The sequence below is a fragment of the Metabacillus lacus genome (assembly GCF_009674805.1).
Lineage (GTDB): Bacteria > Bacillota > Bacilli > Bacillales > Bacillaceae > Metabacillus_C > Metabacillus_C lacus.
Genome location: NZ_WKKI01000016.1, coordinates 55,612 through 70,020, shown reverse-complemented (window position 1 = coordinate 70,020; position 14,409 = coordinate 55,612). Strand labels below are relative to the sequence as shown.

At 42.6% G+C, this 14,409-nt stretch carries 16 protein-coding genes; 10 read left to right on the top strand and 6 right to left on the bottom strand.

Annotated features, from left to right (window positions below):
- The 3 genes from GJU40_RS10205 to GJU40_RS10195 form a co-directional block, all read left to right on the top strand.
- The coding region (locus GJU40_RS10205) for a hypothetical protein (RefSeq protein WP_212029819.1) at positions 1–1,403 on the top strand (1,403 nt) is incomplete at its 5' end.
- Between the two features lie 28 nt (positions 1,404–1,431).
- Positions 1,432–1,767 carry a hypothetical protein gene (locus GJU40_RS10200; protein WP_154307658.1) on the top strand — a complete coding sequence of 112 codons (336 nt, stop codon included), beginning with the start codon at positions 1,432–1,434 and terminating at the stop codon, positions 1,765–1,767.
- 173 nt (positions 1,768–1,940) lie between these two features.
- The gene (locus GJU40_RS10195) at positions 1,941–2,537 is read left to right on the top strand and encodes a class I SAM-dependent methyltransferase (RefSeq protein WP_154307657.1); all 597 of its coding nucleotides are present in this window, start codon (positions 1,941–1,943) and stop codon (positions 2,535–2,537) included.
- Positions 2,538–2,624: 87 nt separating this feature from the next.
- Here the strand turns inward: GJU40_RS10195 and GJU40_RS10190 are convergent, their stop codons facing one another.
- Both GJU40_RS10190 and GJU40_RS10185 read right to left on the bottom strand, forming a co-directional pair.
- Positions 2,625–3,584, bottom strand: a complete 960-nt coding sequence (locus GJU40_RS10190) for a D-2-hydroxyacid dehydrogenase (RefSeq protein WP_154307656.1) — start codon at positions 3,582–3,584, stop codon at positions 2,625–2,627.
- Between the two features lie 49 nt (positions 3,585–3,633).
- Positions 3,634–3,984 (bottom strand): ion channel, encoded by a 351-nt coding sequence (locus tag GJU40_RS10185; RefSeq protein ID WP_246188335.1) that lies wholly within the window; start codon positions 3,982–3,984, stop codon positions 3,634–3,636.
- Positions 3,985–4,349: 365 nt separating this feature from the next.
- On the opposite strand from GJU40_RS10185, the gene desA reads away from it, so the two are divergent.
- The 5 genes from desA (at position 4,350) to GJU40_RS10160 (ending at position 9,267) form a co-directional block, all read left to right on the top strand.
- A complete protein-coding gene (gene desA, locus GJU40_RS10180) occupies positions 4,350–5,369 on the top strand; it encodes a Delta(5) desaturase DesA (RefSeq protein ID WP_154307654.1) in 1,020 nt (339 codons plus the stop codon).
- A gap of 102 nt (positions 5,370–5,471) precedes the next feature.
- On the top strand, positions 5,472–6,587 hold the full coding sequence (locus tag GJU40_RS10175) for a sensor histidine kinase (protein WP_154307653.1): 1,116 nt from the start codon (positions 5,472–5,474) through the stop codon (positions 6,585–6,587).
- Between the two features lie 11 nt (positions 6,588–6,598).
- The gene (locus GJU40_RS10170) at positions 6,599–7,198 is read left to right on the top strand and encodes a response regulator transcription factor (protein ID WP_154307652.1); all 600 of its coding nucleotides are present in this window, start codon (positions 6,599–6,601) and stop codon (positions 7,196–7,198) included.
- Between the two features lie 235 nt (positions 7,199–7,433).
- The gene (locus GJU40_RS10165; RefSeq protein WP_343031503.1) at positions 7,434–8,096 is read left to right on the top strand and encodes a 5-bromo-4-chloroindolyl phosphate hydrolysis family protein; all 663 of its coding nucleotides are present in this window, start codon (positions 7,434–7,436) and stop codon (positions 8,094–8,096) included.
- A gap of 1 nt (position 8,097) precedes the next feature.
- Positions 8,098–9,267, top strand: a complete 1,170-nt coding sequence (locus GJU40_RS10160) for a toxic anion resistance protein (RefSeq protein WP_154307650.1) — start codon at positions 8,098–8,100, stop codon at positions 9,265–9,267.
- Positions 9,268–9,390: 123 nt separating this feature from the next.
- On the opposite strand, the gene GJU40_RS10155 is transcribed toward GJU40_RS10160, so the two are convergent.
- The 4 genes from GJU40_RS10155 to GJU40_RS10140 form a co-directional block, all read right to left on the bottom strand.
- Positions 9,391–9,789: a VOC family protein gene (locus tag GJU40_RS10155; RefSeq protein ID WP_154307649.1), complete on the bottom strand. Its 399-nt coding sequence runs from the start codon at positions 9,787–9,789 to the stop codon at positions 9,391–9,393.
- Entirely contained in the window at positions 9,773–10,564 is a 792-nt protein-coding gene (locus tag GJU40_RS10150) for a phosphosulfolactate synthase (RefSeq protein WP_154307648.1), read from the bottom strand. The genes GJU40_RS10155 and GJU40_RS10150 overlap by 17 nt, the downstream gene beginning before the upstream one ends.
- Entirely contained in the window at positions 10,561–11,259 is a 699-nt protein-coding gene (locus GJU40_RS10145) for a 2-phosphosulfolactate phosphatase (protein WP_154307647.1), read from the bottom strand. Before GJU40_RS10145 ends, GJU40_RS10150 begins: the two co-directional genes overlap by 4 nt.
- Positions 11,260–11,382: 123 nt before the next feature.
- Positions 11,383–12,816: a carbon starvation CstA family protein gene (locus GJU40_RS10140; RefSeq protein ID WP_154307646.1), complete on the bottom strand. Its 1,434-nt coding sequence runs from the start codon at positions 12,814–12,816 to the stop codon at positions 11,383–11,385.
- Positions 12,817–13,015: 199 nt separating this feature from the next.
- On the opposite strand from GJU40_RS10140, the gene GJU40_RS10135 reads away from it, so the two are divergent.
- The gene (locus tag GJU40_RS10135) at positions 13,016–13,246 is read left to right on the top strand and encodes an excisionase family DNA-binding protein (RefSeq protein ID WP_154307645.1); all 231 of its coding nucleotides are present in this window, start codon (positions 13,016–13,018) and stop codon (positions 13,244–13,246) included.
- Between the two features lie 103 nt (positions 13,247–13,349).
- Positions 13,350–14,273, top strand: a complete 924-nt coding sequence (locus tag GJU40_RS10130; protein WP_154307644.1) for an ArsR/SmtB family transcription factor — start codon at positions 13,350–13,352, stop codon at positions 14,271–14,273.
- Positions 14,274–14,409: the final 136 nt, after the last annotated feature.

Genomic DNA, 14,409 nt, shown 5'->3' with positions numbered 1-14,409 from the left:
AAGCCGATGCAGATTCTGATGCAAATGCAGATGCAGAAGCCGATGCAGATTCTGATGCAAATGCAGATGCAGAAGCCAATGCAGATGCGAATGCAGATGCAGAAGCCGATGCAGATGCGAATGCAGATGCAGAAGCCGACGCCGAAGCCGACGCAAATGCAGATGCAGAAGCCGATGCAGATTCTGATGCGAACGCGGATGCAAGTGCCGATGCAGAAGCCGATGCAAACGCAGATGCAGAAGCCGATGCAGATTCAGATGCAAATGCCGATGCAGAAGCCGATGCAGATTCTGATGCAAATGCAGATGCAGATGCAGATGCGAATGCAGATGCAGAAGCCGATGCCGAAGCGGATGCAGATGCAAATGCGGACGCCGATGCCGAAGCGGATGCAGATGCAAATGCCGATGCAGATGCGACAGCCGATGCCGAAGCCGATGCAGATGCAAATGCAGATGCAAATGCAGATGCAGATGCCGAAGCCGATGCGAATGCAGATGCCGAAGCAGATGCAGATTCTGATGCGAACGCGGATGCAGATGCCGAAGCGGATGCGGATGCGACAGCCGATGCAGAAGCCGATGCAGATGCAAATGCGGACGCCGATGCAAATGCGGACGCCGATGCAGAAGCGGATGCAGATGCGACAGCCGATGCAGAAGCAGATGCCGATGCAAATGCGGACGCTGATGCCGAAGCAGATGCAGATGCGACAGCCGATGCCGAAGCAGATGCAGACGCAAATGCGGACGCTGATTCCGAAGCGGATGCAGATGCGACAGCCGATGCCGAAGCAGATGCCGATGCAAATGCGGACGCTGATGCCGAAGCAGATGCAGATGCGACAGCCGATGCCGAAGCAGATGCAGATGCAAATGCGGACGCTGATGCAGAAGCGGATGCAGATGCGACAGCCGATGCCGAAGCAGATGCCGATGCAAATGCGGACGCCGATGCCGAAGCGGATGCAGAAGCGACAGCCGATGCTGAAGCCGATGCAAATGCGGACGCTGATGCCGAAGCGGAAGCAGATGCCGAAGCGGATGCGGATGCAACAGCAGACTCGGAAGCAGAAGCAGATGCCGAAGCCGAAGCAGATTCGGAAGCTGACGCCGAAGCTGAAGCAAATACAAGCTTTGACGGCAACACCATTAGTGCTGGCGGAAATACGTTCACTAACGGAAATAACTTTAACATCAATTTTATAGATAATACTTCTTCTGCAATTGCCTCAATCTTGTCTGCCATTACGATGCTGGGTGCAATGAACGGATCTGGAAATGCCAACCATGATGGATTAATTGAACAGCTTACAGGCCTGCTGAATACTGTAGTAGAAGAAGGAAATGGAAATCGTCAGGCAATCCTGGATGCCATTAATGCTTTGAAGAATAATCAGTAATTTCTGTTAATGGGAAGGAGGAGATCGCATGGCAAAGAGAAACGTATCACGCTGTTCTATTCCTGCCGGCGGAAAAACATCAATACTTGTAAAAGTGAAAAATAGTGCCAGCCAGGATCGAACTTTCAGCATGAATGCATTTGATAAAGATTCTGAAACAAAAGAGGCTTTGCTCATCTCTTTGGACGGCAAAGAAATAAACACTGATAAACTTGCCCCAGGTACAGAAAAAACTTATAAAGTAGATACTGCTTCTGTAAAGAAAAAAGTCTCCTTTGAGATTATTCAGGAGAAGGGCGGATCAGGAATTTCAGTTTCGTCGAATGTGAAAGGCCCGTCAAATGTAGAGATAACAATTAAATAATACCTTCTCATGGCCCAAAGGAATTTCCTTTGGGTCTTTTTATAAGCAGCAACAAGAAATCTATCTCATGTGTATCTTTCACAAGCACTTTAACTAATTATATTGCTGGAAAAAGCAAAGACATGGTATCATCCGAGTTACACAACAGCGGTTTTAAAGCAAGGAGGATTTCTATGAAAGAAAGAGAATATGAGCAGTTGCTGAATATACATACAGAAGGATTTCAGCAGGGCTTCCCCCAATCTCTTCATTATCACAGATACGAGCCTACACCCTATTGGGTATTGAAGTTTCTGATTGAATTCTTTGAGTTTAATGAAGGAGATCATTTAGTTGATTTTGGATGCGGTAAAGGAAGGCTCGGATTTTTTGTACATTATTTTACAGGTGCAGGAACAACGGGAATTGAAATGGAAGAGCATTACTTTATCGAGGCTGAAGACAATCTGGAAACATACAGGGGGAGAAATTCCGGAAAAAACGCACTTGAGTTTTACTGCTGCTTGGCTCAAGATTATAAAGTTAAAGAACTGGAAAATATTTTTTATTTTTTCAACCCCTTTTCAGTAAAAATTCTTATGAAAGTAATTAATAATATCCTAATCTCTGCAGAACAGCACTCCCGTGATATATATGCGTTATTCTACTACCCTTCTGAAGACTATATATTCTTTTTGGAAAACAAGACACCTTTCCAATTAGAAAGAGAAATTACATTGGGCAGTCATCCTGGTGAAAGGATTCTGATCTATAAGCTTTCTCACCTTTAGAAGAAATGGAAACCCTCCCGGATTGGAACGGAGACCATTTCTGTTAAGATTAAAACTGTCAATACATACAGGGAGATCTATTATTAACTAATATCCCTTCTCGTAATCTACCAAATTTACTGAAGGCTTCTTTCCATTTAGATAATTCTTTAAATTCGGAAGAAGAATGTTGTCAATTACCCGTTCATCATAGAATTCTGTAGAACCTGCAGTATGCGGAGTGATCATGACATTTTCCATTTCCCAAAGAGCGCTGTCCTGCGGGAGCGGTTCTTGTTCAAACACATCGAGTCCAGCACCGGCAATCTCCCCTTTTTGAAGAGCATGAATAAGCTCCTGCTCCACCACTATATCTCCTCTCCCAATGTTGATAAAGTAAGCCGATTTCTTCATCGCCATGAACTCAGATTTTCCGAAAAGAGATGCAGTCTCCTTTGTAAGGGGCAGGGTTACGACGACAAAATCACATTGAGGAAGCATGTCATGAAGCTGATCTGGTAAAAACATCTCATCAGCTAGTTCGTCGGATGTACGTGAATGCCTCATTCCGAGAACTTTCATATTGAATGCTTTGGCAATCCGGGCTGTTTCTTTACCAATTGCACCAAATCCCAGGATGCCGATTGTTTTGTTATGTATTTCAAGCTTCAGGCCGGCATGGTGCCACGTTTTAGACTGCTGATTCTTAACATAAGCATGGATTTTCCTGGTTAATCCGAGCAAAAGGGCAAAAATGGTTTCTGATATTGGATAAGCATGGACCCCTGTGGCACTTGTCACGCTAATTTCTCTTGCAGAAAGTTGTTTCAGCGGCATTTTATTAACGCCTGCACTCCAGGACTGAATCCATTTCAGTTGATCTGCAGTATCCAGGCTTTTTTCCATGCTGCTTTTCCATCCCCCGATAATCTCTGCATATGGAAGCTCTTTTTCCCAAATGAGAGGATCTTTTCCCGTGATGAGCTCCCAATCAGGGATAACGCTCTGTATTCTTTCAATATGTTTTTCCTGCAAATTTTGAGTAATAATCATTTTTCGTGTAGACAACAGACAATCTCCTCTCTTAAATGGAATGTATTGTGCTTGTAAGGGAAAGTTAATTTCCTTCTCTTCTTTCTTCATTAGGAAATAAGTGAATAACAATTGCGATAGGCATCAAAAAACCAATAAAAGCCTGAATGGAGGCAAAAAGCCTTGAAAGGCCGAATGGTGTGATATCACCGAAACCTACAGCAAATATGGTAATCAGGCTAAAGTATAGACTCCTTAGCAAGAGTGCTGGTAAAGACAAATTAGTTTCTTCTAGATAATGCTCTTTAATTGTCCCTGCTCCCGACATATCTATTGCTGTATAAATCACTGCAAATAAAACAATTAAGACCAAGTAAATCGTACCGAAAAGTAAAAAACTGGTCATCGTTTTGTGAAAGTGAATTTTGGGAAACAACAATGTCACTCCTTCCTGAAAAATCTGTTTATCCCAATATACCCTTCTCTATTGAATGTTAATAATGTGCTAGTAAAAAAAGGGATTATGTTGTAAACTGTTCCCAGTGGATGAAAGCGAGCGGAGCATATTGGCTTAACCAGTCCTGAACATAAACGATTTCTTGAATAACATTTTTATTGTTAGAAATAATAGTAAACAAATACAACAACCCGCATCTCAAGCACTTTGCTGCTTGGGATTTGTCTGTTTTTTAAGCAAATATGACATTTGTCATATACAAGCAGTGACATCTATGACTGACGAAAACAAACTTTATTCATTACAATGAAATAAGAAAATAAGCTGAGAGGATCGCGATAACTATGAGTAAGCAAAAAACAAAACATCTTAGAACACAAGTTGCTCCATATGAAAAATCGGACACTTGGCATAGTGTCAGACAGATCATCAATACGATTGGACCGTTTGTGCTGCTGTGGGTTCTTGCCTATTACAGCTTGTCCGTGTCCTACTTGCTGACGCTTGTAATTGCTGCGGTTGCTGCAGGGTTCCTTACAAGAATCTTTATCATCTTTCATGACTGCTGCCATCACTCCTTTTTTAAAAACCGCAAGGCAAATAAAATACTTGGGACCATTACAGGCATTATGACTTTGTTTCCGTACAGCCAATGGCAGCACAGCCATTCCGTTCATCATGCCAGCAGCGGAAACCTTGATAAACGGGGTATCGGTGACATCTGGGTATTGACTGTTAATGAATATCTGGCTTCGTCTTTTTGGGTAAAGCTGGCCTATCGTTTGTACAGAAACCCATTTGTTATGTTTGTGCTTGGACCGATATTTGTTTTTCTGCTTCAAAACAGATTTAATAGAAGGGGTGCAAGGTGGAAGGAACGCCTGAACCTTTATGTTACGAATGTTTCGATTGCAGGTGTTGTGGCACTGCTTTGCTATTTAATCGGATGGCAGGCATTTTTGCTAGTTCAGCTGCCAATTTTCATGATTTCCGGAACTTTGGGAGTTTGGCTGTTCTATGTACAGCATACTTTTGAAGATTCCTATTTTGAAGAAAGTGATGAATGGGAATATGTCAGGGCCGCAGTGGAGGGAAGCTCCTATTATAAGCTTCCGAAGCTTCTTCAGTGGCTGACAGGCAATATCGGGTATCATCATGTCCATCACCTTTCTCCAAGGGTTCCCAACTATAAGCTTGAAGCTGCACATAAGAATACAGATCCTTTGCAGCACGTGCCGACCATTACCTTAAAGACCAGTCTTGAGTCTTTAAAATACAAGCTTTGGGATGAGGATAAAAAGAAGTTTGTCACTTACAGAGATGTAAGAATTCATAAAGACATGCCGCTTCAATCAAAAATGTAACAAGGTATAAAAAGATCATAAAGCTTTCTTCCAAATTACAGGAAGAAAGCTTTATTTCATGTTAATATAGATAATAGAAATTCAGTCAGAAGAGGTTCTTACATGTTTAAAAAGTACTTGGATTTTCCGAAAAACAATGGGATATCACCTTATATTTGGGCAATTTTATGCATTCTGCCATTTTATTTTATCTTTCAATCATCCTCTACAGTTGAAATTATCATTGGGATCCTGCTGACAATTCTGTTTTTTGTTTTTTACAGAATTGCATTTGTTTCAAAGGGATGGCTTGTGTATCTTTGGACTTTTATCCTGATTGCCATCTCTATTACAGCTACCAGTCTTTTCAGCTATGTGTATTTTGCTTTCTTTCTGGCACACTACATCGGAAACATTGAGAACCGCAAAACGTTCCTGTGGCTGTATTTTATCCATTTAATCAGCACTTCGCTCTCTATTAACTACAGCATCATTCAGCAGCCTCAGATACTAAATCAGCTACCTTTTGTCATTATTATCTGGATTAGTGTCATCATGCTCCCTTTCAGCATTCAAAATAGAAAGGAAAAAGGGCAGCTGGAGGAAAAGCTGGAGGATGCAAACAAAAGAATTTCAGAGCTTGTAAAGCTGGAGGAGAGGCAGAGAATTGCCCGTGATCTTCATGATACACTGGGCCAAAAGCTGTCATTAATCGGGCTGAAAAGTGATTTGGCCAGAAAGCTGATTCATAAACATCCTGAGCAGGCCAAAAATGAGCTGAAGGATGTTCAGCAAACGGCAAGGACTGCTTTGAATGAAGTAAGAAAAATGGTGTCTTCCATGAGGGGCATACGCCTTGAGGAAGAAGTGATTTTAGTACAACAGATTTTAAAGGCTGCGCAAATTCAATATTCCGGGCTGCATGTTGGTAAGTTAAAGAATGTATCACTGCTGACCGAAAATATACTCAGCATGTGTTTGAAGGAAGCTGTGACGAACATTGTGAAGCACAGTGGAGCTGACCGCTGCGAATTTAACATTGATCAGACCTGGAAAGAAGTAGTGATCAGCATAGGGGACAACGGTACTTTCAAGGAAGCTGACAGGATCCACAGGGGGCATGGCCTTGAAGGAATGAAGGAAAGACTTGAATTTGTGAATGGGAGTCTTGAGCTCCATATCGATAACGGAACAAAACTGGTCATAAGAGTTCCAAACGATGTCAAACAGAAGGAGTAGGAGGATATTTTATGATTTCAATAGTCATTGCTGAGGATCAACAGCTGCTGCTTGGTGCAATAGGTTCCCTTCTTAATCTCGAGGAGGATATGGAAGTAGTGGGCAAAGCATCTAACGGGGAAGAAGCAACTGAACTTGTGCGTAAATATCAGCCTGATGTTTGCATCATGGATATCGAGATGCCGGGAAAAACCGGACTGGAAGCAGCTGAGGAGTTAAGGGGAACGGGCTGCAAGGTGATCATCCTGACCACTTTTGCCAGAACCGGGTATTTTCAAAGAGCATTAAAAGCGGGCGTGAGTGCCTATCTGCTGAAAGACAGCCCAAGTGAGGAGCTTGCAAGCTCCATCCGCAGTGTGATGAACGGCAACAGAATATATGCTCCAGAGCTGATTGAAGATATTTACAGTGAAGAAAATCCTTTGACGGAGAGAGAAAGAGAAGTATTAGAGCTTGTAGCGGACGGGAAAAATACAAAAGAAATTGCAGAAATGCTCAGCTTAAAAACGGGGACTGTCCGCAACTATATTTCTGTTATTCTGGATAAACTTGAGGTTACAAATCGCATTGAAGCTATCACCCAGTCAAAGGAAAAAGGGTGGTTTAAATAACACAGCATGAGAAGACTCTGTTCACAGCATGAAGAGGGTCTTTTTATATACTTTTATTTAGCTTGAGCAGGCATGGATGATGCCGTCTACGCCTCAAGCCCTAGATGCTATTACGTTTCCTGGCCAATAGAGAAAATGCTGTTTGTGGTGTATTGTTAGAAATAGGTGAATATATCGAGTAAAATGAAACTATTAAGATACTCGCCCGTATATAGGGTAAGAACTAAAAGAAGGGGTGTTTCACATCTCCAAAATGATTGCTTTTCTAACGGCGGTTTTTGTTGCAGTGCCTGTTACCACCACTGTCTGGCTTGTCAGCATGTTCGCATACGGACAGCCCTTTTTCTTCTCGACTGCCATTGCAGCAGGTGCAGGTCTGGGTGTTTACGGAATACTTTCAGCGGCCGGCAGCTACCGGTTTTTAAAAAAACATGGGCTGACCCGCAAGGAATATAAATATATAAAGAGAAACTTAACTGAAGCAAAAGGGAAACTATTCAGATTGAACAAGTCTTTATTTAGCATGAGAGATATTGGATCCATTAAGCAAAGGCTCGAGCTGGTGAAAGTGGCACGAAAGATTTATGTACTGACGAAAAATGAACCGAAGCGCTTTTATCAGGCTGAAAGATTTTATTTTTCCCATTTGGACTCTGCTGTTGAGCTTGCGGAGAAATATGCTTTTCTATCCAATCAGCCAAAGAAATCACTGGAACTGAAAGAGTCGCTTATTCATACGAAAAAAACATTGGGTGACCTTCAATACTCAATTGAAAAGGATCTTCAGCAGGTAATTGCAAACGATGTAGACGAACTTCATTTTGAAATTGATGTAGCTAGAAATGCTATATCGAAAACAAGTGAAAGGACGAAATATCTAGATGAAGGCAGGAGATAATATGAGCAGCAATCAATATAAAGAACAATCTTCCAATCTGATGGATGACTTGCTCGCTGATCCGTTTGGCAGCAGCAGTGCTCTGCCGGAACTAAAGACAGAGGGAAAACAGGAAAAGAAGCTTAGACTCATTGATGTTCTTCCTGAGGAAAATAAGGAAAAAGCATACCAGCTGGCCAGGCAGATTGATCCGGCTGACCACCAGGCGATGATTTCCTATGGAACCCCTGCACAGTCCAAGCTGCTTTCTTTTTCCCATAATATGCTGGAGCATGTACAGAAAGAAGATGTAGGGGAAATCGGTGAAATCATTAATGAACTGATGAAAAAGCTCAATGAAGTAAACCCGGACGAACTAAGTACAGACAAGCGCACACTTATCTCAAGAATGTTCGGCAAGATTTCCGGTTCCATTCAGGAAGTCATGTCTAAATATCAAAAAACAGGAGCGCAGATTGAGCGGATCAGCGTTAAGCTTGTACGCAGCAAAAATGTGCTTCTGTCAGATGTCGACATGCTGGAAAAGCTGTATGAGCACAATAAGGATTATTTTCAGGCGCTGAACGTGTATATTGCTGCGGGTGAACTGAAGCTGGAAGAATTGAATGACAACGTGATCCCGGAGCTTAGAAAACAGGCTGAAACAACAAATGATCAGATGAAATTTCAGGAAGTCAACGATATGATTCAATTTGCTGACAGACTGGATAAACGCATTCACGATTTAAAGCTCAGCCGGGAAATGACCATCCAAAGCGCACCGCAAATACGGCTGATTCAAAACACCAATCAGGCACTGGCAGAGAAAATTCAATCGTCTATCATGACAGCCATCCCTCTTTGGAAAAACCAGGTGGCAATTGCGCTGACTTTAATCAGGCAGCGGCATGCAGTTGAAGCACAGAAGGCAGTTGCGAAAACAACGAATGACCTTCTGCTGAAAAATGCAGAAATGCTGAAGACCAATACAATTGAAACGGCACGTGAAAATGAGCGCGGCCTGATTGATATTGAAACTTTAAAGAAAACACAGGAGAGCCTGGTGACTACTCTGGAAGAAACGCTCCGGATTCAGGAAGAGGGGCGCAGCAAGAGGCGCCAGGCGGAGCTGGAGTTAAGCAGTATGGAAAACGATTTGAGACAAAAGCTGCTGCAGATCAAGGAAGATTAATTGGGGAAAATAAGATCTCAAGTGCTGGTGTCCAGCAGCTCTTGGGGTCTTTTTTCTTATGGCAGACTGGCCAAAAAAAGAGCACCCAGCATACTCTGGATAACTCTTTACAGATTTTCCGTATTAATAAACCATTTCCGCATCATTATAATATTTGAATTCCAGCAAATTATTAGCAGGATCGATTAGAAAGAACGTGATATGCTCTTCCTTTCTCCCTTCAAAACGGAGCATTGGTTTTTGAAAGAAAGGAAGATCCTTTTTCAGCGCCCATTCCAGCAGGTCATTAAATTCCCCGATGTTTGTAAATGTTACGCCAAAATGACGCGGGTACATTTTAGGCTCTGCATCTATTTCATCAGGATTGAGATGGCATACAAGCTGGTCGCCGAAAAAGTCGAAGGTGACTCTGTCCGCATATCTTCTGGCAAGCCTGCAGCCCAGCCCCTCGTAGTATGCTGCAGTTTCATCAAGATCCTTGCACGGTATGGCTAAGTGAAAAACTTTATTTGTTTCTCTCATAGTGAACCTCCTTGTTTGCTAGAAAAAACGTATCTGAGCGAAGCCCAAGCCTTAGAGTTTCCAAAGAAATAATGTCACCAAAAGATATGTTTGCCAGATTTACATTTGCACCAGCCAGCTCAATAAAAAGGGTTTGCAGCTGCTTATTGGGTGCTTCAAAGATCATTGTGCTAAGATTGATGTCAGAACCCAGAATCTTATCAATTATATCCAGCTTCACTTTGCCAGTGGACGTACAAATACCGCTTGTTCCGCCTTCCCGTGCCTCTGTCATCACTTTAGCAGCACCTGCTTCTACATCCTCCCTGATAAATTCCATCCACTCACTGGTGCTCAGCTGCTCAGATTTTTCGCTGTCTTTGAATCCGACCTCGCTGAAAACAGTAAATTCTCTAGAAAATTCTTTAATAAATTGTGCTTTTTCTCTGTTGCTGAGATCAATTGTACCGTTTGATATTTCAATATAAGTGCAGCTATGCTTTTTGCAAAAGTGATAGAAAGAGTCTTCTTTTCCCTGGCTTGCAAATTTTTCAAATAATGTTCCGCCAAAAAAGTATCGAATGTTCAGTTCCTGCAGGCACTGAATCTTCCTTTCGAGAGATGGCGTAACCAACGCTGTCCCCCAGCCGAATTTCACGAAATCCACAAGGGGCTGGGCACTTTTCATCACATCTCGAAAATATTGGATGGGATATCCATTATCAATCAGGATGGTTAATCCTTGCTTCCGGGGTTTAACTGTTCGGGCTGGCAGGATTAATTGAAAGTCATTCATACATTCACCCTCCAGATTTTTGGCCGGTCCCCTGATGCCGGGCTGATTTTCATGACAAAGTCAGATTTCAGTTCTGCAGCACATAGCTGAATGTCCTCCCGGCAAAAAGCTGGCTGCAGTTTGTCATGAAATTTTTCCGCTGCAGAGCTGTGAAGTATTCTTTCCTCAGTTTCTGTTTGTGAAGGGGAAAAGCTGCCCTCAAGGATTCCCTTTATATACAGTGCACAAGCCAAATCGTCGTCTCCTGAAGGGTGAGAGGCGATAAGATGAACGGAAGCATTTTCTCCAGTCTCCGAAAGCAGCCTTTTTGCATACTCTGCTGTTGTTTTTGCATTGGAATAGCCTGTGACCAAAATGTGCTCTGCAGCTAGAGAATTCAAAGCAGCTTTGACGCCATTGGTTGTTTTTTGTATAAGGATCTTATTTTCTACGTTTCTTTGCTGAAGGCCGTGGGGAGAGTTATCAAGGTCAAAGCCTTGAATAGGCAGCCCCTTCACTTCTCCTGCCAGCATAAGCTCAGAATCAGCCTCTTTCGCTTTCTTGGCAGCTTCAACCGTGTTAACGAGCTGTATTTCTTTAGCACCGCGCAGAAAGGCATAATGTGCTACGGTGAAAGCTCTGATCACATCAATAACAATATTGATATATGCCGGCTCCAACTTATGATTACTTCCCTGAACAATTGTAATGCTCATGAATATCACCCGCTCTATCGGTTACTTTGCCCAATATGTATATGCGCCCAAGAGGGAAGGGGTACATTACTGCAGAAAAAAACAGCAAAAAAAGAGAGAGGAATAAATTTCCTCTCCAGACTATTAAGCTGCATCATGATGGTATTCTGTTGTTTTCCGGCTGTGTTTGATAATTTGGAAAATGTACCATGCCAGCACGGCCGCGGTAAGACTTAAACCTATCGCTGCAGACAGCCCGTACGGCAATCCCAGTCCTTCAGGTGCATAAAAGATATATGTGCATACAACCGCTGTCATAAACATGGCGGGAATCCCGCTGATCCAGTGGAGTTTTTTGTTTTTGAGAAGATAAATGGTCGCAGTCCACAGCATCACTGTAGCTACAAGCTGGTTTGTCCAGCCGACATATCTCCACAAAAATGTGTAGTCGATGGTGGCCAGGAATAACGCAGGCACAGATACCGCCAATGTAATCAAAAGAACTTTTCCTTTGCCTTCCATAGACCAAAACTTGCCCAGAGACTCCGATAAAATCATCCGGGATGAACGCAGTGCTGTATCGCCTGTTGTAATCGGGAGGATAATGACGCCTAAGATGGCAAGAATGCCGCCGAGTGTTCCGAGCAAGGTTGTCGAAATTTCATTGACTACGCCTGAAGGACCTCCTGCTGCAAGAGCTTCCTGAAGGCCGAGAGTACCATTGAAGAAAGTCATCCCCGCCGCCGCCCATATCAGGGCAATAACACCTTCAGTAATCATGGCGCCATAAAAGATTTTTCTGCCGTCTGATTCCTTCTTCATCGTACGAGCAATGATAGGACTTTGCGTGCAATGAAAGCCTGAAATCGCCCCGCAGGAGATGGTCACCATCAGCAGCGGCCAAATCGGCAGGTCTCCGGGATGAAGATTGGACAGCGTCAAGTTGGGAATGGTACGATCGGAAAACAAAAGAGCAGCTCCAATTGAAAAGGCCATAAACAAAAGAATGGCTCCAAAAACAGGATAAATTTTTCCGATGATTCTATTTACTGGCAGGACGGTAGCCAGAACAAAGTAGCCAAATATTAAAAGCAGCGCAGCGACAAAGCTTAACGGAGTCAGCTGGGCAATCAGCTGTGCAGGGCCGGCCGTAAACGCAGCTGCAACCAGGATCATCAAAACAAGGGAAACTACGCTGATAAATCTCTGAACGTTTTTCCCCAGATAGCGGCCAACTACTGATGGATATTGTTCTCCATTATGGCGCATGGACAGCATCCCTGAAAAATAGTCATGAACAGCACCTGCAAAGATACAGCCGATGACAATCCAGATAAAAGCAACCGGACCATATAGTGCGCCGAGGATTGCTCCGTAAATAGGACCAAGCCCGGCAATATTTAATAACTGAATCAGACTTCCCTTCCACCAGCTCATAGGAACAAAATCAAAATTGTCCCGTTTTGTATAAGCAGGTGTGGGGTTGGCATCATTGATGACAAATACACGCTCAACGAATTTTGAATATAGTGCATAGCCAAGAAGTAATAATATAAGTGCTCCGATAAAAGTAATCATAGTGGCTGCCTCCCTTTCCATATGTATAAACTGAATATGAAACATTTTAACAGAATGAGAGAAGTAATAAAACAAAAATTCAGAAAAATTTAAATAATAAGTTTATGGAAGCGATTAACCCCTCCGTAGCTTCTGATTCCTGAAGAAATCTCACCTGTGCTACAATATGGGAAAATAAACGTAACAAAAGGAGCAGGTTATGTACTTAACGATTAAAGAAGCAGCTGAATATCTCAATCTTACTGAAGATTATATAAAAACATGCATACAGCAAAAACGTTTTCGAGCGGTATATGATGGGGACCAATATCTGCTGTACAAAGAACAATTCAACACACATCTGGAACAGGTGGAAAAATACAAAAAACTTGTTGAAGAGGTAATGAGTGAACCCCTTCCTGAAGATATTGATGTAAAGGATGAAGATTAACATACTGAGGTTTTTTATTACACATCTTGACATTAAGAAAGCGATGGAAGATAATCTTTATAACAATAAAATATGTAATAAAAAGTGAAGGGGTACGTAGCACTTGAGAACATTACAGCTTACCTTACAGGATGCTATAGAAATATGTAAAGCATTAGGTCATGAGCAAAGAATGAAAATAATCGAGATTCTGGCGGAAGGTCCCAGGAATGTGAACGAATTATCAGAAAAGCTGGAAGTACCGTTTTCAACGGCTGCAGTTTATGTGAAGAAGCTCGAGGACAGCGGGTTAATCAGTACAGAAATGGTTCCCGGCAGGGGGAGTCAGAAGATTAACAGCAGACTTTACGACCGGATCATCATTAATCTGGAAGAACCAAAACAAATAAATGAAGATTCAGTAACAGTAGAGATGCCAATTGGAGAGTACGTCAGCTGTGAAGCAGAGCCTTCCTGCGGGCTGCTGAGTGACAGCGGCATCATTCATATATTGGATGACCCCCGCTCTTTCTATGAGCCGGAACATAAAGATGCGCAGCTGATCTGGTTCAGATCCGGGTTTGTGGAGTATCGATTTCCTAACAGGATACCTTACGGAGTGCAGATTGATGAATTGAACTTTTCGGCGGAGCTCTGTTCTGAAGCGCCCTATCATAAAATGGATTGGCCTTCAGATATCTCGCTGGTGATTAATGAGAAAGAAATCGGTACTTGGACATCACCTGGAGATTTTGGAGGAGAGCGGGGATTTCTAACTCCAAGCTGGTGGGAAACTCATAACACACAGTTTGGTTTATTGAAAAAGTGGAAAATCAGCAAAGCGGGCAGCTTTATTGATGGTGTGAAAATATCTGATACCACAATCGATGATTTGAAGCTGCTAGGGCAGCCTTATATTTCATTAAAACTTGGTATAAAAAAAGATGCACAGAACGCGGGAGGAATGAATCTTTTTGGTTCCCGGTTCGGCAACTACGAGCAGGATCTTTTGATGAACATCAAGTATTCTCTCGTGAATAATGAGTAGAGTTTTTTATCGGTAGGACCTGTAAAACAGGTGTTTATCGGGATAATCCAAGGTGTTCCGCTCAAGCGGGGCACCTTTTTTAGCGCATTAAATAGTATGTTGGATTTAGAGCATTGCTCCCTTTTATGGAGAGAGT